Origin of the sequence: Photobacterium frigidiphilum (assembly GCF_003025615.1) — a bacterium.
Lineage (GTDB): Bacteria > Pseudomonadota > Gammaproteobacteria > Enterobacterales > Vibrionaceae > Photobacterium > Photobacterium frigidiphilum.
In genome coordinates this window covers 101,658-123,966 of record NZ_PYMJ01000009.1, presented here as the reverse complement: position 1 = coordinate 123,966, position 22,309 = coordinate 101,658, and the positions used below count along the sequence as shown (strand labels likewise).

Genomic DNA, 22,309 nt, shown 5'->3' with positions numbered 1-22,309 from the left:
TTAATCAATCCCCGCATTTAATGCTTGTCGGAGTCCGTCTCCTACTAAGTTTACAGATAAAACGCTAAACATGATTGCAAGCCCTGGCAAGGTTACGGTCCAAGGTGCTAAGTAAATTAATTCGATGGAATCTCCCAGAATTGAACCCCACTCAGGAGAGGGTGCTTGCGCGCCTAAACCAAGAAAGCCCAATGCAGCAATATCTAAAATAGCAATGGAGATAGCCCGCGTTAATTCAGTCGTAATCACGGTTAAAATATTGGGCAAAATAGAGTTATACAGTAGGTAGAAGTTGTTTGCTCCATCAAGGCGTGCAGCAATGATATAGTCTTTTTCTACTTCAGTGTGAACAGCGGTATAAACGGCACGAATAAATCGAGGAATTAATGCCAGCCATATTGCCAATAAAATATTGGTTTCACCTGGCCCCATATAAGCGACAACAATAATCGCTAATAATAAAGAGGGAATAGATAAAACAGTATCAAGTACATGGTTTAGTATGCTTGATTTCAAACCGCGAGTCATACCTGCAGTTACACCGATTAAAAAACCGATTAGGCTTGCGGCAATAGCGACTAATAGTGCATAGCCAAATGTGAGCTGAGAACCGAGTATTAGGCGGGTTAAAATATCTCGACCAAGATCATCGGTACCGAAAAAGAACTCAACATGACCTGATTGATCCCACGATGGTGGCATAAGCAGCTCCCCAACCTGATGGTAAGGGGAATATGGCACTAACCACTGGGCAGTAATGGTGATTAAAATCAGGATGAGTAAACACCACAAGCCAAACATCGCTAATGAGTTAGCTTTGAAATTGATCCATGAACGCTCCCATTGTGTCGGGATTTTTTGTTCCTGATAAATGTTATTTGATAGCATACCATTCTTTCCTTACAAGCGGATTCACAGCTGCACCAGCAAGATCTGACAATATATTGGCCAATAATATAAAGCTCGCCACTGTAATTACACCCGCTTGAATTGCCACATAATTTTGTTCTGCAATCGCGTTTAATAACCAACGGCCAATGCCCGGCCAATTAAAAATTGATTCTGTAAGCATTGCAAATGTCATCATGGTTGAAAATTGCATACCCAACTTTGGAATAATCGGTGGTATCGCGTTTTTCATTCCGTGGCGTCTGACAATTTCAAACATTGATAAGCCTTTGGTTTGCGCAACCTTGATATAGTTTTGTGTCATGACTTCAGAGATCGAGGCACGCGTTAGCCGTATCACTTCCGTTGTTGGTGCCGTAGCCAGTACCAGTGTGGGTAAAACGAGGTGTCTAATAACATCTGCTAGCGCTTCTGAACGGTAAGGTTTATCCGATAATAAAACATCAATGATCGCCACCCCAGTAACGTGATCGATTTCATACAACAGGCTGTAGCGACCAGCAACGGGTAGCCAACCAAGGTTGAGTGAAAACATTAAAATTAACAGCATCGCTAGCCAAAATAAAGGAATGGAATATCCTACGATGGTGATTGAAGATATGAGGGTATCAATAAATCGCCCACGCCTTACCCCGGCGATCGTGCCCAGTGGTATACCGACAAACAGCGATAATATAAATGCGAAAAAACACAGTTCTAACGTAGCAGGAAACACCATCATGACTTCATGTAAAATGGGTTCACCACTTTGATTAAGCCCGAGGTTGCCCAGCGCTAATCCTTCAATGTAGCTTAACCAGCCACTCCAAAATGGTTGGCTGCTCCATGCTGATGCTTCGTCTAAGCGTAGAATGCTAAAACCAATCATCGTCAAAATAGCGAGAGTGATGATAAAAAGATTTAATCGGCGAATGGTATATATAAGCATATTTTACTCGCTTCGATAAACACTGGAAAATGAGCGAGTACCGAAAGGACTCATCTGTAATCCACCTAATGATTTATGGTGAACCTGAAAGTGCACGCCATGCGCTAATGGAATTAATGGCACTTGTTGATCTAAAATATTTTGCGCACGATGATAATAATTTAAGCGTTGATCAAGCTTACTGGTACGTAAAGCAAGCTCGAGTAAATTATCAAAATCTAGGTTACACCAATTGGCAATGTTAAGCCCTGCCTGTTTGGCATCGCATGATAATAAGGGGCGTAGGAAGTTATCTGGGTCGCCGTTATCAGCAATCCACCCCGATAAGATAAGGTCAAAAGAGGCTGCTTCACCCATGCTGATACGATCAAGCTTATCTTGATGTGACATCGTTACCTGAATACCAATTGCTTGTAGACTAGCTTGAATCAGCTCTGCTGTTTTTCGAGGGCTAGGATTATACGGACGAGGTTCAGTGGGAACCCACATCGATAATGTTAATTTATTATCATACCCAGCTTCTTTTAATAATCTAATGGCTTCTTCAGGATCGAAATCCAATGCTTGGCTCTTGTGATTATAGGCCCATGACATAGGTGGCAACATGCTTTTTGCTTTGGTGCCTGTACCGTAATACACGGAATTGAGTAAATTATCGCGATTAATGGCAAAGCTAATGGCTTTACGTACGCGAATATCTTGCAAGATAGGCTTGTTATTATTGAGCGCTAGAAATGATACATTCATGCCCGTTTGCGCCATTAGTTCAAACTCTGAATTATCTGAAATGACGGATAGTTGGCTGGCAATCGGTGATGAGAGCACATCACATTCGTGACTTAATAGTTTAGCCAGTGAACCTGTGCCGCGTGACGATATATCGAACACCACTTGATCCATTGGTGCTGCACCTTGCCAATAGCCCCAGTGACGCTTCAAACGAATGAGATCGTTAGGTACGTACTGGTCTAAATAAAAAGGCCCTGTTCCGATAGGTTTCATATCGAGCTGGTTTAGCTGACCGGCCTGAAGAAGCTGTTGCCCGTATTCTTGTGAATAAATGACCGCATAGCTTGTGGCTAGGTTCGATAGAAAAGAGTTATCAGGACGGCTTAAAATAAATTTAACGGTATGGGAATCAATCGCGACAATATCATTGATTAATTTATCAAAAGCTAAACTTTCAAACCAAGGATAACGGCCACCAGAGATGTTAAAGAATGGGTGACTAGGGTCAATAACACGCTTAAAACTGAAAATAACATCTTGAACATTTAACTGACGAGTTGGGGTGAACCAATCCGTATTCTGGAACTCAATGCCTTTGCGTAGCGCAAGAGTGTATTCAAGTCCGTCGTCACTAATCGACCAGCTACGAGCTAATCCTGGTAGCGGTTGGTGGCTAACAGGATCTAGCACTAATAAGCGATCAAATATTTGAGCGGCAAGGGTATCTGTTGTTAGCCCACCGTCTGTTAACTGTGGATTGAATATTGTGGGTGTGTCTTGGCCACAATAAATGAAACCACGGCTTCGTATATCAGTATCTTTTTGTGGCTCAGAACAACCCATAAGGCTAACTAGGCTAAAACAAGCAAACAAAAGGCGAGTATATGCGCTCATATCGTAAAGGCGTCGAATGAAATCAAGTCGTTAAATTTAACATTTTCCATCACAGCCACCAAGTAATCATCCTTGATATCCACCTTTTCTTAACGTTATGTTGCTTAAATAACAGCCATGCTTTTAGATTTGCTGAAATTATGGAGATTAATTGCTCAACCTCAAGAGAAAACGCAAGAGATGCAGCTCAGTAAACATTACTCTTCGTTACTGCCGACTAGCTGATATTTACGTAATAGCCCTCTCAGTTGATGGTAGCTTAAACCCAATAATTCAGCGGCTTTTCTTTGGTTAAATTTGGCTTGTTCCAGCGCGTTACGCATTATTTCTATTTCTTGATCTTGTTGCCATTGACGTAAATCCATTGGGAAAATAACGTCAGTAGTTAAAGCATTTGTTGAACCTTCTGTTGTGCGAGTGTGATCTTGCTTATTGTGCCAAGGCGCATGAAAAGGGTTAATAATAATGTGCTCGACAGGTTCGTCTTCAAGGCTATGACGAAACACCGAGCGCTCAACCACATTTTTAAGTTCACGAATATTGCCAGGCCAGTGGTACTCGAGTAAGGCGGTACGTGCTTGTGGAGTGAAACCAGAAAAGTAACCAAACCCTAATTCCTGACACATACGTACGGCATAGTATTCCGCTAAAGGAAGGATATCGTCATTGCGTTCACGTAATGGCGGTAAATGAATAATATCGAAAGCAAGGCGGTCAAGTAAGTCTGCGCGGAATTTACCATCTTGGGCAAGCTGCGGTAAGTCTGCATTGGTTGCACAGATTAAACGAACGTTAGCTTGGCAGGTTTTACTGCCTCCGACTCGTTCATATTCCCCATATTCAATGACGCGTAGTAATTTTTCCTGCACCCCGAGTGGTGCCGTGGCTAATTCATCAAGAAACAAGGTGCCATCTTCTGCTCGCTCAAAACGACCTTGATGCCTTCCTTTTGCGCCAGTAAATGCGCCAGCTTCGTGACCAAATAGCTCTGAATCAATTAAACCGTCACTTAGCGCTGCACAATTAAGGGTTATTAAGGGCTGATCCCAACGACGAGATAAGTAATGCATTCGTTGTGCTATCAGCTCTTTACCGGTACCTCGTTCACCTAAAATAAGGATGGGGCGATTAAGTGATGCTAATCGAGATGCTTGATCTAGCACAGTAAGGAACGCTTCCGATTCACCGATTAAATTATCTTTATTGTGCATGGTTAATCTCGCTAAATATTGGCGCATTACCCCACACCATAGCAGCCTGTTTATTGATCTGTAAAGTTAAGTGTATGATTTTTATTGAACAAAAAGTTGGCACGCGACTTGATATATATTTGATGTGACATTAAGTTATTAATTATAAATCGGCCTTACGTGCAGGTTTAATAAAGGAGTTTTTATTATGGGTATTTTTTCTCGCTTTGCAGATATTGTTAATGCAAACGTAAACTCACTGCTTGATAAGGCTGAAGATCCACAAAAGTTGATCCGCCTTATTATTCAGGAAATGGAAGACACGTTAGTTGAAGTACGTACCTCATCAGCGCGTGCATTAGCTGATAAGAAAGAACTGCAACGTCGTATTAATTCGATTGAAGCACAATCAAATGATTGGCAGCAGAAAGCGAGCTTGGCATTACAGAAAGGTCGTGAAGATCTTGCTCGTGCGGCGTTAATTGAAAAGCAAAAAATAAGTGATGTAGCACTAACACTGAATGAAGAGTTCAAGTTAGTTGAAGAAACGATTGATAAACTAAGCTCTGAAGTTGCAGAGCTAGAAAGAAAGCTGCAAGAGACACGTGCTCGTCAACAATCACTGGTTCTTCGACATAAAGCTGCGGGCAATCGTCGTGATGTTCGTCGTCAACTTGATACTGGTAAAGTCGATGAAGCACTATCAAAATTCGAGCAATACGAACGACGTATCGATGAGATGGAAGCAGAAGCTGACAGTTACAACCTTGGTCGTGGTAAGAACTTAGAAGATGAATTTGCGAATCTTCAGGCTCAAGACAGCATTGAACAAGAGTTGGCTAGAATGAAAGCGAACATTAAAGATAAAGAGTAATATCATTCTGGATAAGTTAATAATCAGGTACTTATCTTGATGAATATCATCTACTCTGATTAATTTGGAACAACGTCGATTCTGCGCGGAAAGGAGAGAAACGAATGTCTATGGGTTTTATTGTTGGTCCGTTAATGGTGTTTTTAGTTATTGTTGCACCATTATGGTTGATTCTTCATTACCGCAGTAAGCGTCACGCGAGCCAAGGATTATCGGGTGAGGAGCATGAACAATTGCAAGCGTTAGCGGTCCGCGCAGAACAAATGCAAGATCGTATTTCAACGCTTGAGCGCATCCTTGATGCTGAAGCTCCCCAATGGAGGCATAAGTAATGAGTAAAATCTTATACCGTGATACAAAAAATGGAAAATTGGGTGGGGTGTGTGCGGGTATCGCAGAATACTTTGGTATGGAAATTTGGCTTGTCCGAATTCTTGCGGTATCGGCATTTTTACTCGGCGTTGGCTTTTTTGCGACATTGGCATATATCGCGGCGTGTTTAATACTTGATAAAATGCCGGAAGAACGTACACAGCAACAAACGACATATAAAGAACATAATGTGAAACAAAAGCCATGGCAAGCGGGGCAACCTGCAGAGCAGATTTTACGAAATGTAGAATCTGAATTAAATGGTATGGAAGGCAATTTACGCAAAATGGAAGCTTATGTCACATCTTCCGCATTCAACGTTGATCGTGAGTTTAAGAATCTATAAGGCATAGTCTATTTTACATAGCGCGCTAAAGAACCTATTACAATGAGCAGGCTTAGGCCTGCTTTTTCGTTGATGGTTAATTGCACTAAGCTGATGGTAGTTGTACTAAATGGGTGTAAATAATCAGTAATGTTCATCATCAGTTAATTTTACTTTGTGTATGCTATCTCCAGAATAAAAAGAAATAAGGCATGATATGAATCGTATTGGTAATGAGTTAAATAAACTGGTAAATCGTAGTTTAGATCGTCACGTGCGTTTAGCGGTAACGGGATTATCTCGGTCGGGTAAAACCGCATTTATTACTTCATTGATCAATCAGTTATTGCATGTCAGCACCAATCCACGTCTGCCCCTTTTTACGGCTGTACGTGATGGTAATTTGTTAGGGGCTAAGCGAGTACCTCAACGCGATATGCATGTACCAAAATTTGGCTATGATGAAGGTATGGGGTCATTGTTGTCTTCACCACCAGCATGGCCGGAACCGACTCGTGATGTTAGCCAAACACGATTAGCGTTACGTTATAAACCGCAGAAAGGCCCGATGAAACTGTTTCAAGAAACCGCCACTTTATATCTTGATATTGTGGATTATCCGGGTGAGTGGTTACTTGATTTACCTTTGCTTGATCTAGATTTCATGGCGTGGTCTAAACAGCAGACAAAGGTATTAAAAGGTAAACGACTGGAATTAGCACAAGAATGGATGGCAATGGGAGAAACATTCGACCCCTTTGCACCTGCTGATGAAATCTTAATTGAACGTATTTCGGCAGCATTTACCGATTACTTGTATAAATGCAAGGCTGAAGGCGGATTACATTGGGTTCAACCTGGGCGCTTTGTATTACCTGGCGAGTTAGCAGGGGCGCCGGTATTGCAGTTTTTCCCTATGATTTGGGATCACAACTATACCGAACAACAACTTCAACAAGCAGATGAACACAGCAACATCGGTATGCTGAAGAGCCGATATAAATACTATCAGCAGCATGTTGTAAAAGCGTTTTATCGAGATCACTTTTCAAAGTTTGATCGTCAGATCATATTGGTCGATTGTTTACAGCCATTGAATGCAGGAACCGAGTCATTTAATGATATGCGCCAAGCGCTGGATCAGTTAATGCAAAGCTTTAAATACGGGCGTAGTTCGTTATTACGTCGATTGTTTTCACCGCGTATTGATAAAGTATTATTTGCAGCGACAAAATCAGATCATGTGACGCCAGAGCAACATCCGAATTTAGTTAGTTTATTGCAGCAGTTGGTGAATGAAGCGTGGCAAACGGCATCGTTTGAGGGCATTAAAATGGATTGCGTTAGCTTGGCATCTATTCAAGCAACAGAGCCCGGCTTTGTCGCTCATCAAGGGTCACAAGTACCTGCTTTACGTGGGTGTAACCTTGAAGGGGAGTCCCAAACAATATTTCCTGGCGAAGTCCCCCGTCGATTACCTAACGAGAGCTTTTGGCAAAATAATGGTTTTGATTTTGTGAATTTCCGTCCATTAGCCCAACAAAGCGATGAACCATTGCCTCACATCCGTATGGATAAAGCGCTTCAGTATTTGCTAGGAGATAAATTGAAATGAGTGAATCTTTTCAAAATAAAGCATTCAAAACAAAAATCGTATTTGATGAAGCAAAACCAACAGATTCAGATGCAGAATTGACGGCTCAAGTGCAATTCGCAGAGAGCAATACTTTTTTGCCAGAAGTGAAAGATGATGATGATATAGAAGAGCAGCTTTCTCATACTTTGGCGAGTAAACCGAAGAAACGTTCGAGCTGGTTTAAAGGTTTATTGATCGCTGGCGCGGCGATGACGGGTTGGCAAACGGTGGATTATGTTGTTTCTGCGTATCAAACTGGCGATTGGTTAGCATTAGGTTGGAGCGTTATTGTTGCAGGTATTGCGACAATGGGAATAACAGCACTTGGGCGTGAATTATTTAAACTTCGCCGTTTAAAGCAACGTCAGACAGAGCGTGAGCAAGCACAAGTGTTGCTCGATGCAGACGGTATTGGGCAAGGTAAAGCTTTTTGTATGAAGCTGGCCAAGCTAAGTAATATTCGTGATGAACATGCAGGTTATGACCGATGGGTGCAGTCATTAGCGGCTACGCACAATGATCGGGAAGTACTAGAGCTGTATGACCAAATGGTACTGAGCCATCAAGACCGATTATCACGTCAGCTGGTGGCAAAGTATTCGAGTGAAGCTGCCGTAATGGTCGCAATGAGCCCGCTAGCGCTGGCAGACATGTTGCTGGTGGCATGGCGGAACTTCAAATTGATTGAGCAAGTCTCTGTCGTCTACGGGGTTGAGCTGGGGTATTGGTCTCGCATTAAATTAGTCAAATTAGTACTAGCCAATATGGCTTTTGCAGGGGCAACGGAAGTTATCGCTGATACGGGAATGGATATGCTATCGATGGATTTAGCGGGTCGAGTGTCAACCCGTGTTGCCCAAGGTGTGGGTGTAGGTTTACTGACGGGACGATTAGGGCTTAAAGCGATTACATTAATGCGACCATTACCGTGGCAACCCGATCAGCAGCCTAAACTGAGTGAAATACGACGTGATTTATTGCTGAAGTTAACGCATAAAAATGAAAGTTTAAAAAATAATTAATAGTAATAAATAACAACGAGATAATTGTATTTTTAATGGTGATTATTAGCTTGATCGGCTATAAATTGAATTTATAGTCGACTAATATCTCATCATACTACATCAGTGACTTGACTCATTTTCCGCTTCGTCGCACACTTCATAAGTGTCAACTATTCCTGACACATTAAACGAATCATCATAATGTTAATTGAAAGCGTAATTCCGCTGAAGTAAAGCGACGTTTATATCATAAGGCGCACGATATGAGGCTACAGGTCTTTTGTGAAGATCGACTAGGAATGACCCGAGAGCTGCTGGATATTCTTGCCAGCCAAGAAATTAATCTCAGGGGAATTGAAATTGATCGCATTGGTATTATTTATCTCAATTGTCCTGAAATTGAATTTGAACAATTTAGCCAGCTTATGTCGCAAATTCGTCAGTTAGACGGTGTTACAGATGTACGAAAAATTCAGTTCATGCCGAGTGAACGAGAACATAAAGAGCTAAAAGCCCTACTGCAAACGCTGCCCGATCCATTTTTCTCTATAAATCTCAGTGGCAAAGTTGACCTGATTAATGAAGCTGCAGAGCAATTAATGAGCAACGTAAGTACTGATGTTTTGGGTGAGTATATTCAAATTCTTCTTGGCTTTAATTACACTCGATGGGTCGAGAAAGAAGGTGCAAATAAGCGCAGTGAAATGGTCGTCATTGCGGGTTTAGACTACCTGATGGAAGTTATGCCTGTCTATGTGACTAATGAGAATGAAGAGTCTGTCATGGTGAGTGCCGTGATTTTACTCAAATCATTGTCTGAAGCAAAAATGCCGATTGCGATGCGTGAAATTAGTGGTGATAACGGCTTTGAACATCTAGTCGGTCAATCTTCACGTTTTAAGCACCTGTTGGTTCAAGCGAAGAAACTCGCATTACTCGATGCACCTTTACTGATTCAAGGTGAAACAGGAACAGGCAAAGAAATGTTGGCGCGTGCTTGCCACCAACGTTCCATTCGTCGTGAGCAACCATTTCTTGTCGTGAACTGTGTCTCAATGCCAGATAATGCAGCAGAAACTGAATTATTTGGTTTTTCGGGGGGCGCAAATGAAGCAGGGAAAAAAGGTATTTTCGAACAAGCTGCTGGTGGCACTGTTTTCTTATATGAAATCGGTGAAATGTCAGCACATTTACAAATAAAATTACTTCGATTCTTACAAGATGGGACTTTCCGTCGCGTAGGCGAAGAAGAAGAAATTAAAGTCGACGTACGCGTCATTTGCTCGACTCAGAAAAAGTTACCGGATCTTATTGCTGCGGGTGAATTCCGTGAAGACCTGTATTATCGCTTAAATGTGTTGGCCCTTGTTGTGCCACCATTACGTGAACGTACTGCTGATATTGTGCCACTTGCTGAGTTATTCTTAGCGCAATTTGCTCAAGAATTGCAGCAAGCTAAACCTAAAATTTCAGACAAGCTTTCACAGTACCTTAGTCAGTACGCATGGCCGGGTAATATTAGGCAATTACGTAACGTATTATTCCGTGCGATGACACAAGTCGAAGGACCTGAAATTACGATTGATGATGTTCAACTGCCAGAGAACGAAACAACCAGCATTATTAGTGACGAAACACTTAATGGCTCACTGGATGAAATCATGAAACGTTATGAATCAGGTATATTGTCTAATCTTTACAGTAGTTATCCATCAACGCGAAAGTTAGCAAAACGCTTAGGTGTCTCTCATACTGCGGTAGCAAATAAATTGCGTGAGTATGGTTTAAGTAAACGTTAATTCATTGTTTAATTATCAGGTAAATACCACACTGAGATGAGTGACAGTGTGGTATTTCTCTTTATTTAATAATCGTTGGTATTAACGATAGTTGACCTGACTCTAATGCCAGCAATTGAGATACAACTTCTTGACCGTAGCGATAATTGCACAATGAATTGTTGCTGTTAAGCACGCGGTGACAAGGAATAATAATCGGAATAGGGTTTACGTTTCTTGTTATACCAATCGCTGGCGCCGCACTTGAAGTGCCAAGTTTGTCTGCAATTTGTTGGTAGTTAAAGGTTTCGCCAAAGGGGATTTCAGTAAGAGTGTGCCAGACTTTTTGTTGGAATGGTGTGCCTTGAGGTGCCAAAGGGATGGTGAATTTTTGCCTTTTCCCACTTAGGTATTCTGTAAGTTGATTCGTGTAAGGTTTCATAGCATCGGGATCATGCTCCCAACTTGAATCGGGACAAAATCCAGCGCTACCCACAGTGAGTTGTCGTAACCCCTTGCTATCAGCAAGAAGGTAGATTTTTCCTAGTACAGTATCAATAACGTCGTAATACATCATAACAGCCAAAGTACACCATAAGGTTTAAGGGAATAATTTGTTTAACTCAATTATAAACCGCTCTACAACATTAGTGGTTGATGAACTTAAGATTCGTTTGATCGGTAACAAAGATTCTGCTCGAATTACAGCTTATTACCAAAAAAATCGAGCATATCTACAGCCTTGGGAACCGTTACGTGATGAGAATTTTTTCTTACCTGAAGGGTGGGAGAAAAGGTTGTTACAACTTAACGAACTTCATAAACATAATCTTGCTTATTATTTTGTTATTACGACGAAAGATTCAGATGACATAATAGGGGTTATTAACTTCAGTAATTTAGTGAAGCACCCATTTTATGCGTGTCATGTAGGTTATTCATTGGCAGAAGCTTATCAAGGCAAAGGTATTATGCATCGTGCTCTTGATGTAGTTGTCGAGTGGATATTTGAAGAGAAGCAGTTTCATCGCATTATGGCCGCCTATATGCCAAGAAATAAACGCAGTGGAAAAGTGTTAGAAGACTTAGGCTTTGAAAAAGAAGGCAGAGCGAAAGACTATTTACTGATCAACGGTAAATGGGAAGATCATATACTTACCGCAAAAACAAATCATAACTGGGTGCCACCTAAGTAGCTAACAGGTTCGACTAGCTGTTAACGTGCCGTGCATGATTCCGGCCGTTGTCTGTCTAGTTTTGTCTCGTCCTAAAAATAAAAAGGCTTGCTATTACAGCAAGCCTTTTGCATTTTAAAAATGGTTATTCGACAGTAAGAATACGCATATTGTTAGTCGAACCAATCGTATCCATTACGTCACCTTGGGTGATAATGACAAGATCACCCGTTGTTAAGTAACCATGCTCTTTAAGCACAACCAATGCATGTTTAGCCGCTTCAAGACCAGCGTCGCTATCACGGTCAAAATAGACTGGTGTTACACCGCGGTATAGTGAAGAACGGTTCAGTGTATTTTCGTTACGTGACATAGCGAAAATAGGTAAACCAGATGAGATACGAGACATCATTAATGCTGTACGACCAGATTCGGTCATTGCTACCATCGCTTTTACGCCTTCCATATGGTTTGCAGCATACATGGTAGACATTGCGATAGTTTCTTCAGGTGAAGCAAATGTGCGAGCTAAGCGGTGATTGGATACATTGATGCTAGGCTCTTTTTCAGCACCCACACAAACACTCGACATTGCTTGAACGGTTTCAACAGGGAAATCACCAGCCGCCGTTTCTGCTGAAAGCATTACAGCATCTGTACCATCCAATACGGCGTTAGCAACGTCCATGACTTCTGCACGTGTTGGCATCGGGCTAGTAATCATTGACTCCATCATTTGAGTCGCAGTAATGACGGTACGGTTCAGGCTACGAGCACGGCGAATTAACTTCTTTTGAACGCCAACTAGCTCAGGGTCACCAATTTCAACACCAAGGTCGCCACGAGCAACCATTACCACATCAGATGCCATGATGATGTCATCCATCGCTTCTGTTGTTGCAACAGCTTCTGCACGCTCAACTTTAGCGACTAACTTAGCTTCTAGACCTGCATCTAATGCAAGGCTTCGAGCATACTTCATGTCTTCGCCGTTACGTGGGAATGACACAGCAAGGTAGTCCACACCCATTTGGGCTGCAGTAATAATGTCGGCTTTGTCTTTCTCTGTTAGTGCTTCAGCTGAAAGCCCACCGCCTTTTTTATTGATGCCTTTGTTATTAGATAACGGACCACCAACGGTGACTTCGGTATGTACTTTATTACCACTCACTGCTGTTACTTTTAACTGAACTCGACCATCATCTAGAAGTAAAAGATCGCCAGTCACAACATCATTGGGTAGCTCTTTATAGTCAAGACCGACAGCATCTTGATGGCCTTCACCTTTTGGAAGGTCACTATCTAGCGTGAACTTATCACCGATAGCCAATTGTATTTTACCGTCTTTAAAAGTAGAAACTCGAATTTTCGGACCTTGAAGGTCGCCAAGAATAGCAATATGCTTACCTAGCTTTGCTGCAATTTCACGTACCATTTTTGTACGTTGAATATGATCTTCAGGGCTACCGTGAGAGAAGTTCATTCGAACTACGTTAGCTCCAGCGGCGATAATTTTTTCAAGGTTGTTATCGCGGTCAGTAGCAGGACCAAGTGTAGTTACGATTTTGGTACGTCTTAGTTGTTCAGACATTTGAAACTCCATCTTTTATTTAACGGCTCATTACTGCTATACGATCACATCGTGGATCAGTCACTAACATGATGAAATATTACTACAGGAAAAGGGGCGAGAAAGCTGTTCTTCATCAATAAACTGAAAAAAACATACATTTATTATGTAAGTATATGATGAATATTTCCTTACAATTATTGAATAATATTTATCTAAGTGTAGTTGTTGACTAATTGATTACTTAAATCAATCCAATATTTAGGCCGATACTCAATATGTTATGAAAAAAAAGCACGAATATTCATTCGTGCCTTCTCTTTATATAAATGATACTAATTTAGTATTAAAGAATATTCTCTTTTGAAAAACGAGAGTCTTTTAATGATTCTTTTACACGTTTTAAGTTTTCTCTAAAGCCTGAACCACGACGTAATGTAAAGCCTGTAGCAAGCACATCAATGACTGTCATTTGTACAACACGGCTAGCCATTGGCATATATATGTCAGTGTCTTCTGGTACATCGAGACATATAGAGAGAGAACATTCACGATCAAGCGGTGAATCTTTGGCTGTAATACCAATAACCGTTGCACCATTTTCACGAGCAATACGTGCGATATCAACCAAACTTTTGGTACGACCAGTGTGAGATATCATCACGACAACATCACCATCTGAGCAATTAATAACACTCATGCGCTGCATAATGATGTCGTCGAAGCATACAATGGGGATGTTAAAGCGGAAAAATTTGTTTTGCGCATCGTGTGCAACAGATGCAGATGCACCTAAGCCAAAGAACGATATTTTCTTTGCCTGAGTCAGCAAATCAACAGAACGATTGATTTGTACTGGGTCAAGGCTATTCTTAGCTACGTCAAGGCAAGCCATTGTAGATTCAAATATTTTTGATGTATAAGCATCAGGGCTATCATCTTCTTCAACGTTACGGTTAACGTAAGGCGTTCCATTTGCAAGGCTTTGAGCTAAATGCAATTTAAAGTCAGGGAAGCCTTTTGTGTCTAAGCGACGGCAGAAACGGTTAACCGTTGGCTCACTGACATCCGCCATTTTAGCAAGCGTAGCAATACTTGAATGAATAGCGGTTTGTGGTGATGCAATAATTACTTCAGCAACTTTACGTTCGGACTTACTGAAGTTATCTAAATTTTTTTGAACTTTTTCTAGGGTATTCATAGCGATTACCGCGTTAGTTACTGAATTACATTCGTAGGCTTAATTAAGATATAAAGCCAATATGGTGAAACTATACTACTTTTCATCGATTCGCTCCTAGTAGTTAGCTTTCTATTTTTATTATAGTTTGATCGGGATCGACTTTTTTCTTTCAGTTTTGAAACTAAATTCAAAAAATAAGGCTTTTTTTACTCTAATAAAAGGTTATTTTGTAGTTTAATTTCATATGCGGGGAATTAATTTACAGAGTGAAATAAATAAAAAGTTATTTTATACCTTTTGGCGTGCTTTGGTATTTTTATAGGTATAACAAGACAAGGTAATAATATGAACGTAAGTATATGCGGTTGTGGCTGGTTAGGTTTACCGTTGGCAAAACATTTAGTATCGCAAGGTTTCGATGTCTACGGCAGTAAAACCAATCTGGAGGCGGCTAAACAACTAGAAAGTGTCGGTATTCACGGAGTTGAATTAACTATTCCACTTGAGAAATCACACATTAGCTCTGAAATGAAAGCTTTTTTTGCCACAGGTTTATTGGTTATCAATGTTCCACCAAGGGGAAGAACAGTACAGAGTGATGAATATATTGCTTCGGTTTTATCATTATCTATGGCAGCAAAGGATAATGGTTGTAAGCGAATTATTTTTATCAGTACCACATCGGTATATGGCAATATGCAAGGTGAAATCACTGAGTCAATGCAACCAAGCCCTGATAGTGAGTCGGGCATCACACATTATAAATTAGAACAACAATTGCGTGACATCTGGGGGGATGATTTGGTTGTCTTGCGCTTATCTGGTTTGATTGGTCCTAATCGTCATCCTGCTAAGTTTTTATCGGGGCGCACTGGTATCAAGGGTGGGAAATCACAGGTTAATTTGATTCATCTCGATGATTGTATTCAAGCCATCACGAGTATTATTGTAAAGTCACCGGATGTAAAAACACTGCACCTAGCTGCACCTTTTCATCCAACGCGAGAAGCATATTACACTGCGAGTGCATTAAAATTGGGTATCGATCTACCGATTTTTGAGGAAGATTTAACACCAAAAGGGAAAGTGATTAATTCAGAAAGAACAATTAAAGTTTTAGGGTTATCTTTGAAGCATCCCGATCTAGCGGTATCAGCGTTAGACATTGCTAAACTTTGACGTGCTAGGTAAAAAAAATCCCGTTGAAATTCAACGGGAAAATGTTTTTACACAATAAGGAATTTGTAGCAGCAGTGGCAATTCAGACTATCAAGGTCAATGTAACGTAGTCACCCTTTCGGTAAGGATGCAAACCAGTAATCTCAATCATAGTAATAAGAGTGTGCATTGTTGAGTTAGTTCAAATTAATTTCAAAAAATAGGTTGTTTATTTCTTACTGACAGAAGAATGATGGTTAGGGTGATTTTTTTGTGTTTTTAAAGATAAAAAAATCCCGCTGAAAATAAGGTCAGCGGGAGGAATGTTCCATAAAACAATTAGGAGTTTGTAGCAGCAGTGGTAATTCAGACTATCAAGGTCAATGTAACTTAGTCACCCTTTCGGTAAGGATGCGAACCAGTAATCTCAATCATAGTAATAAGAGTGTGCATTGTTGAGTTAGTTCAAATTAATTTCAAAAAAGTGGATTATTTATTTCTCCTCCCTATTTATTCATAACCAACAGGGGGATGATGGTTAGGGTGATTTTTTTGTGTTTTTAAAGATAAAAAAATCCCGCTGAGAATAAGGTCAGCGGGAGGAATGTTCCATAAAACAATTAGGAGTTTGTAGCAGCAGTGGTAATTCAGACTATCAAGGTCAATGTAACGTAGTCACCCTTTCGGTAAGGATGCAAACCAGTAATCTCAATCATAGTAATAAGAGTGTGTATTGCTTAGTTAGTTCAAATTCATTTCAAAAAAAAGTGGATTATTTATTTCTCCTCCCTATTTATTCATAACAAACAGGGGAATGATAGTTTTTGTGTTTTTTTGTGTTTTATAAGGTAAAAAAATCCCGCTGATAATAATGTCAGCGGGAGGAATGTTCCATAAACAATTAGGAGTTTGTAGCAGCAGTGGCAATTCAGACTATCACGGTCAATGTAACGTAGTCACCCTTTCGGTAAGGATGCAAACCAGTAATCTCAATCATAGTAATAAGAGTGTGCATTGTTTAGTTAGTTCAAATTATTTTAGAATGATTTTTGATGGGATAATGAATGTTGCGTATTGATAGTGAAATGACACATTCTTTCGAATGTTTCATATGAATTTTTTGGCTGAAGATAATGCAAAAAAAACTCGCCGAATATCAGCGAGTAGAAGTTTAAAGTATTCAAACACAATAAGTAGGAGTTTCAGCAGTAGCATTGCTGATTAAAGGATCGATTTATTCGTGTGGGCGGCCAGCTCACAAATAATCCTTTAATCTTAATGTCAATATATAGGACTCGTGTTTTCAGGGTTAGTTCAAATTAGTTCTATTTAAATTTAGCAGTTAGTATAAAGTACTGATCTTACGATTTAATTAATATTGTCATTTCATTTAGGTGAAGTGTTTTTTATTGGAAACATATGATGCAAATCAGAGCATAGCAACGAGTGCTCTGGCACATTATCATCAAGCTACCTCAACACGTTGGATTCAGAATTCTCGCTTGAGGTAACTTGGGGATCATATCTATATGATGTCCTAAATCCCTTTTCTGTCTGGCACCGCCTTTCTACAATTAAATGTGCCAGTCGTGGTCTACGACGTATTGAAGGAGAGCAAAATGGCTCTGAATCTTGACCTAGATACCTATTTAAACCAGCTAAAACAACTTGTAAATATCGATTGTGGTACGCGTACACCATCTGGCGTAGCTAAAATTGCTGATGTGTTGACACCAATGTTTGAACAAATTGGGTTTCATGTTGAGCGTTTTCAATTACATAATGATGCTGGTCCTTGCCTAAAAATAACCAATAAGCCTGACGCGCAATTCTATGACGTGATGTTAAGCGGTCATATGGATACCGTCTTTCCTGAAGGTACTGTCGCTAATCGTCCGATGACATATGATGACGAGAAAGCATACGGCCCAGGTGTCACCGATATGAAATCTGGCATATTGAGTGCGTGGTATGCTTTACAGGCGATGACGCTTGAAGAGTTAGACCGGCTATCAATTGTCGTTGCCTTAAATTGCGATGAAGAGATCGGTTCTTTATATTCTCGCGAATGGTTAGAAACCATTGCACGTCAAAGTCGCCAAGTATTAGTGTGTGAAGCGTCACGACCGACTGGAAACCTTATTCGATCACGTAAGGGTAACGCTAAATATGAACTTGAATTTCATGGGGTTGCTTCTCATGCAGGTTCCGCTTTAGCTGATGGTATTTCTGCTATTTATGAGCTAAGCCATTGGTCGTTGGCAATTAAAGATATGGTTAATCTGAGTACTGGCACCACGATGAATGTGGGGGTTATTGAAGGGGGCATGGCTGTTAATGTTGTGCCTGATTACGCAAAAGCCATTGTTGATCTGCGTTTCTGGAATACAGAAGAAGCGGAAGCGATTGATAAAACGTTACGTGAAATGGCGGAAAATCCTTTTGAAAAAGGGGCAAGCGTAACTGTAAATCGTGTCACTTTTAAGCCATCGATGCAGCCAACAGCAGACACCGAAGCACTCATCAAATTGGTGAGTGAAGAGGCAGAGAAATTAGAACTGACGTATGGTTGGGAAGATGCAGGTGGTGGTTCTGATGGTAACTTTACTGCCGCTCTTGGCATACCGACGTTAGATGGTTTTGGTCCTATGGGGGCTGGCTTCCATAGCGATAAAGAATATTTGCTTATTCATTCTATTCAGCCTCGTATCCAGTTATTAGCCAATGTATTAAAACGTATCTAATACGTTATCTACATATAAACCATTGAAAAGCCTCTTTTTAGAGGTTTTTTTATTTAACCTCAACCTAGTCTATTGCGGTGATTTTAACGCAGTAAGGCGCGAAAAGGACAATGCTGAGCGGCTTCAATTATCCCGAGCTGAGGTTATTTAGACACTAAATAAAGAAAACCCATCTCTATAAAGGGACGGGTTATGAAGAATGTCTTCTAAGAAAAAGCAGTGGCATAATATAAGACCTGCGAGTCCAGTATTTGTTCCCAAAAAAGTGATCTTTTTACAAAAAAATATAATAGTAAAATTGATACCTATGCCTGCAGGAAATAAATATCATTGCTAGTTATTGATAACTCACCGATTTAGTCTTTCCGCGTCTTGCCTTTCTCTGCTCAATAAAAAGTACCTAGATGTATAAGCTTCTATATACGTTTTCTTTTTGGTAAGTAAAAGATCACTGTCACATTTTAGGATGTATTCCCATATCGGATACGTAAAACGAACGTTATTTAATTGATTTTAACTTGTTAAATATGTTGTCGGGATGTAAAGTTCAAACATGTGTTTAATACGGGTGAATGAAATGGCAGGAAAGGGAGAAACAAAAGGTCGTATTTTGGATGCTGCTGAACTGCTATTTGCTGAGCATGGATTCAAAGAAACCTCATTAAGAACGATAACAAGTAAAGCTGGCGTTAATTTAGCTTCAGTAAATTATCATTATGGTGATAAGAAAACTCTGGTCAGAGCCGTACTTAGTCGCTATTTAGAACAATTCATGCCTTCGCTTAAAAATGAATTGGAAGCGTTACTCAAGCACGATGAAATTACAATGGAAGATGTTTTTCGTTGTGCAAAACAGCCTTTATCATCATTGAATGATTACCGCCCTTGTGGCACTACTATCTTTATGTCGTTGATTGGACGAGGTTACACCGATGTTCAAGGCCACTTACGCTGGTTTATCATAACGCGTTACAACGATGTGTTAACCCTTTTTACGAGCGCGGTATGCCGTGCAAATCCTTCACTTGATCCTGAAACGCTTTTTTGGCGCCTGCATTTCACGCTGGGTGCAGCAGTATTTACCATGGCATCAAGTAAAGCATTGTGCGAAATCGCTGAAAATGATTTTTCCTGCAAAGTTGAAACTGAAGATCTTATTGATCGTTTAGTCCCTTATTTAGCGGCGGGTGTTGCTGCACCTATCGAACAAGGTTTGTCTTTAGTTTCATCTCCTAAAACCGGCACAGAGTAACTCGAATGATTTAACGTACCCCTACATTAATAATAACGATAAATGAAACAAAAGGACCTGAAAAATGAGCACTTTAACTAATTTGCGTCAACGCTACATCAGTGATCCCGCTTTTAAAATGTTTAAAAAAGTGCTGCCACCATTATCTGATACAGAGCGAGAAGCGATGGAAGCAGGTAGTGTGTGGTGGGATGGAGAGTTGTTTAGTGGTTCACCTAATTGGAATACTTTGCTGACTTACCCCAAGCCAAAGCTCACGGATGAAGAGCAAACGTTTATCGATACAAAGCTCGAAACTTTATTGGAGATGCTGAACGATTATGAAATTGTTCAGGAAGACAAAGATCTTTCGCCAGAGGTATGGGCGTATCTACGAAAAGAAAAGTTTTTCTCGCTAATTATTAGTAAAGAATATGGTGGTTTGAATTTTTCATCACTGGCTAACTCTACGATCGTAACAAAAATTGCTACGCGCAGTTTAAGTGCGGCAGTCACTGTTATGGTGCCTAATTCGTTAGGTCCTGGTGAGTTATTGTCTCATTATGGCACGCAAGAGCAAAAAGACTATTGGTTACCACGCTTAGCGCATGGCGAAGAAGTCCCTTGTTTTGCATTAACAGGTCCTGAAGCGGGTTCAGATGCTGGTGGTATACCTGATATGGGTATTGTTTGTTACGGCGAACACCAAGGTAAAGAAGTACTGGGTATTAAGGTTAGCTGGAACAAGCGCTATATCACCCTTTCACCCGTTGCAACCGTATTAGGTCTTGCGTTCAAGCTGCAAGACCCTGATGGTTTGATTGGTGATAAAACGGATATTGGTATTACTTGTGCCTTGATTCCGGCAGATCACCAAGGTGTTGAGATTGGTGAACGTCACGATCCATTGAATATGGCATTCATGAATGGTCCTACACGTGGGCAAGATGTTTTTATTCCGATGGATTGGGTTATTGGTGGGCAAGAATATGTGGGTCGCGGCTGGCGTATGCTGGTGGAGTGTCTATCTGCTGGTCGTGGTATTTCATTACCCGCGTTAGGGGCCGCAATTGGTCACCTAACCGCACGTACAACGGGAGCATATTCCTACGTGCGTAAGCAATTCGGTATGTCGATTGGTAACTTTGAAGGCGTAGCACAAGCAATGGGACGTATTGGTGGTTACACCTATATGTTAGAAGCGTCTCGAACGTTAACAACAACGTCGTTGGATCAAGGTGAAACTCCCGGAATTGTTACGGCGATTGCTAAATACCATATGACGGAAATGGCACGTACAATTTTGAATGACTCGATGGATATTCATGCCGGACGTGCGATTCAGCTTGGGCCTATGAACTACTTAGGCCACCATTACTTCGGTATCCCTGTTGCGATTACCGTTGAAGGCGCAAATATTCTGACCCGAAACTTAATGATCTTTGGTCAAGGGGCTACGCGTTGTCACCCATTTGTGCTGAAAGAAATGGAATCTGCTGCGAACCCTGATGCTAAGCAAGGTGCAAAAGAATTTGATAGCTTGCTATCGAAACACATCAGTTTTGCGGTGGGTAATGTCGCGAAGTCAGTATTGAATGCATTTACAGGTTCACGATTCAATTCAGCACCTGTTAGTGGTGAAACCGCGGTTTATTATCGCCATTTATCACGTATGAGTAAGGCACTAGCCGTTGCTGCTGACTTTGCAATGTTGAGTCTTGGTGGTGAGTTAAAGCGTCGTGAGCTGGTATCAGCACGATTGGGTGATGTACTGAGCCACTTGTATTTAGCCTCTGCAACCTTGAAGCGTTTTGAAGATGAAGGTCGTCAACAGCAAGATCTTCCGATGGTGCATTACGCGCTACAACATTGTTTACACCAGTGTGGCGTTGCCTTTCATGAAGTGCTTAACAATTTCCCACGTAAAGGGGTAGGTCGTACATTGCGTACCATTCTATTCCCGCTTGGTATTCGTTATGACGCACCGAGTGATGAAGTAACGGTTCAAATTGCAAAACTACTTATGACTCCAGGTGCACATCGCGAGCGTTTAACGAGTCTCTGCTACGTAGGCGATAAAGAGTCAGATCCGGTTGCGATTATGGAACGTGCGTTTGTTGCCATGTACAGCGTGAAAGATATTGAGCGTAAATTGGTAAAAGCAACGAAGGCAGGTGAGATCCCGCGCAAAGTTTCATTAACAGAAAAATTACAAATCGCGCTGGGTGCGGGTATTGTCACAGAAGTAGAAGTTGAAAAAATGCACAATGCTGACCAGTTGAGACAGCAAGCGATCCAAGTGGATAACTTTGATGCTGATAAATTCAAAAAAAGTGGTCTGCAACCAGGAAAGGCGGCTTAAGAGTTATTGTGCCATTTGTGTTCAGTAACTCTTTAAAAGAATAATAAACCTGGTGTCTCCCATGTGTCATGCAAGGATTGAAAAATCGATTGCATGGCACTTTTTTTTTGCGCAACGATCTGATCATTTACTTACCTATAATGGTATAACACCTCCAACCACTGTGTTTTTTTCAGCTTTTAGACATAAAAATAATGCGAAGTTGCCAGTAACCTTTTATCCTACAGTCAATTATGTAAGGGAAGTT

The 22,309-nt window shown here is 40.8% G+C and carries 18 protein-coding genes; 11 read left to right on the top strand and 7 right to left on the bottom strand.

What is annotated here, in order from left to right; translation table 11 throughout:
• The 4 genes from sapC to pspF form a co-directional block, all read right to left on the bottom strand.
• Complete coding sequence (gene sapC / locus C9J12_RS11275; protein ID WP_107242803.1) at positions 1–888, bottom strand: putrescine export ABC transporter permease SapC; 888 nt, start codon at positions 886–888, stop codon at positions 1–3.
• Positions 875–1,837: an ABC transporter permease gene (locus C9J12_RS11270; protein ID WP_107242802.1), complete on the bottom strand. Its 963-nt coding sequence runs from the start codon at positions 1,835–1,837 to the stop codon at positions 875–877. Before C9J12_RS11270 ends, sapC begins: the two co-directional genes overlap by 14 nt.
• A 3-nt stretch (positions 1,838–1,840) precedes the next feature.
• On the bottom strand, positions 1,841–3,460 hold the full coding sequence (gene sapA, locus C9J12_RS11265) for an ABC transporter substrate-binding protein SapA (protein ID WP_107242801.1): 1,620 nt from the start codon (positions 3,458–3,460) through the stop codon (positions 1,841–1,843).
• A gap of 197 nt (positions 3,461–3,657) precedes the next feature.
• A complete protein-coding gene (gene pspF, locus C9J12_RS11260) occupies positions 3,658–4,671 on the bottom strand; it encodes a phage shock protein operon transcriptional activator (RefSeq protein WP_107242867.1) in 1,014 nt (337 codons plus the stop codon).
• A gap of 187 nt (positions 4,672–4,858) precedes the next feature.
• On the opposite strand from pspF, the gene pspA reads away from it, so the two are divergent.
• The 6 genes from pspA to tyrR all read left to right on the top strand — a co-directional run bounded on the left by pspA (position 4,859) and on the right by tyrR (position 10,660).
• Complete coding sequence (gene pspA / locus C9J12_RS11255; protein WP_011219105.1) at positions 4,859–5,524, top strand: phage shock protein PspA; 666 nt, start codon at positions 4,859–4,861, stop codon at positions 5,522–5,524.
• A gap of 104 nt (positions 5,525–5,628) precedes the next feature.
• Positions 5,629–5,856 carry an envelope stress response membrane protein PspB gene (gene pspB, locus C9J12_RS11250; RefSeq protein ID WP_011219104.1) on the top strand — a complete coding sequence of 76 codons (228 nt, stop codon included), beginning with the start codon at positions 5,629–5,631 and terminating at the stop codon, positions 5,854–5,856.
• Positions 5,856–6,242: an envelope stress response membrane protein PspC gene (gene pspC / locus C9J12_RS11245; RefSeq protein WP_006233514.1), complete on the top strand. Its 387-nt coding sequence runs from the start codon at positions 5,856–5,858 to the stop codon at positions 6,240–6,242. Before pspB ends, pspC begins: the two co-directional genes overlap by 1 nt.
• Before the next feature lie 196 nt (positions 6,243–6,438).
• A complete protein-coding gene (locus tag C9J12_RS11240; RefSeq protein ID WP_107242800.1) occupies positions 6,439–7,836 on the top strand; it encodes a YcjX family GTP-binding protein in 1,398 nt (465 codons plus the stop codon).
• Positions 7,833–8,879 carry a YcjF family protein gene (locus tag C9J12_RS11235; RefSeq protein WP_107242799.1) on the top strand — a complete coding sequence of 349 codons (1,047 nt, stop codon included), beginning with the start codon at positions 7,833–7,835 and terminating at the stop codon, positions 8,877–8,879. The genes C9J12_RS11240 and C9J12_RS11235 overlap by 4 nt, the downstream gene beginning before the upstream one ends.
• A 245-nt stretch (positions 8,880–9,124) precedes the next feature.
• Positions 9,125–10,660, top strand: coding sequence for a transcriptional regulator TyrR (gene tyrR, locus C9J12_RS11230; RefSeq protein ID WP_107242798.1), 1,536 nt, complete (start codon positions 9,125–9,127; stop codon positions 10,658–10,660).
• Between the two features lie 61 nt (positions 10,661–10,721).
• Here the strand turns inward: tyrR and C9J12_RS11225 are convergent, their stop codons facing one another.
• On the bottom strand, positions 10,722–11,216 hold the full coding sequence (locus C9J12_RS11225; RefSeq protein WP_107242797.1) for a methylated-DNA--[protein]-cysteine S-methyltransferase: 495 nt from the start codon (positions 11,214–11,216) through the stop codon (positions 10,722–10,724).
• A 37-nt stretch (positions 11,217–11,253) separates the two neighbouring features.
• Between C9J12_RS11225 and rimJ the strand changes: the two genes are divergently transcribed.
• Complete coding sequence (rimJ, locus tag C9J12_RS11220; RefSeq protein WP_107242796.1) at positions 11,254–11,835, top strand: ribosomal protein S5-alanine N-acetyltransferase; 582 nt, start codon at positions 11,254–11,256, stop codon at positions 11,833–11,835.
• 124 nt (positions 11,836–11,959) lie between these two features.
• Here rimJ and pyk read toward each other — a convergent pair whose 3' ends face one another.
• Positions 11,960–13,405 carry a pyruvate kinase gene (gene pyk / locus C9J12_RS11215; RefSeq protein WP_107242795.1) on the bottom strand — a complete coding sequence of 482 codons (1,446 nt, stop codon included), beginning with the start codon at positions 13,403–13,405 and terminating at the stop codon, positions 11,960–11,962.
• Between the two features lie 325 nt (positions 13,406–13,730).
• The gene (locus C9J12_RS11210) at positions 13,731–14,585 is read right to left on the bottom strand and encodes a MurR/RpiR family transcriptional regulator (protein WP_011219096.1); all 855 of its coding nucleotides are present in this window, start codon (positions 14,583–14,585) and stop codon (positions 13,731–13,733) included.
• Between the two features lie 327 nt (positions 14,586–14,912).
• Between C9J12_RS11210 and C9J12_RS11205 the strand changes: the two genes are divergently transcribed.
• The 4 genes from C9J12_RS11205 (at position 14,913) to C9J12_RS11190 (ending at position 22,062) form a co-directional block, all read left to right on the top strand.
• On the top strand, positions 14,913–15,746 hold the full coding sequence (locus C9J12_RS11205) for an NAD-dependent epimerase/dehydratase family protein (RefSeq protein WP_107242794.1): 834 nt from the start codon (positions 14,913–14,915) through the stop codon (positions 15,744–15,746).
• Positions 15,747–17,344: 1,598 nt separating this feature from the next.
• On the top strand, positions 17,345–18,469 hold the full coding sequence (locus C9J12_RS11200) for a M20 family metallopeptidase (RefSeq protein ID WP_107242793.1): 1,125 nt from the start codon (positions 17,345–17,347) through the stop codon (positions 18,467–18,469).
• A gap of 577 nt (positions 18,470–19,046) precedes the next feature.
• Complete coding sequence (locus C9J12_RS11195; RefSeq protein WP_107242792.1) at positions 19,047–19,721, top strand: TetR/AcrR family transcriptional regulator; 675 nt, start codon at positions 19,047–19,049, stop codon at positions 19,719–19,721.
• 64 nt (positions 19,722–19,785) lie between these two features.
• Entirely contained in the window at positions 19,786–22,062 is a 2,277-nt protein-coding gene (locus tag C9J12_RS11190; protein ID WP_107242791.1) for an acyl-CoA dehydrogenase, read from the top strand.
• The last annotated feature ends 247 nt before the right edge of the window (positions 22,063–22,309 follow it).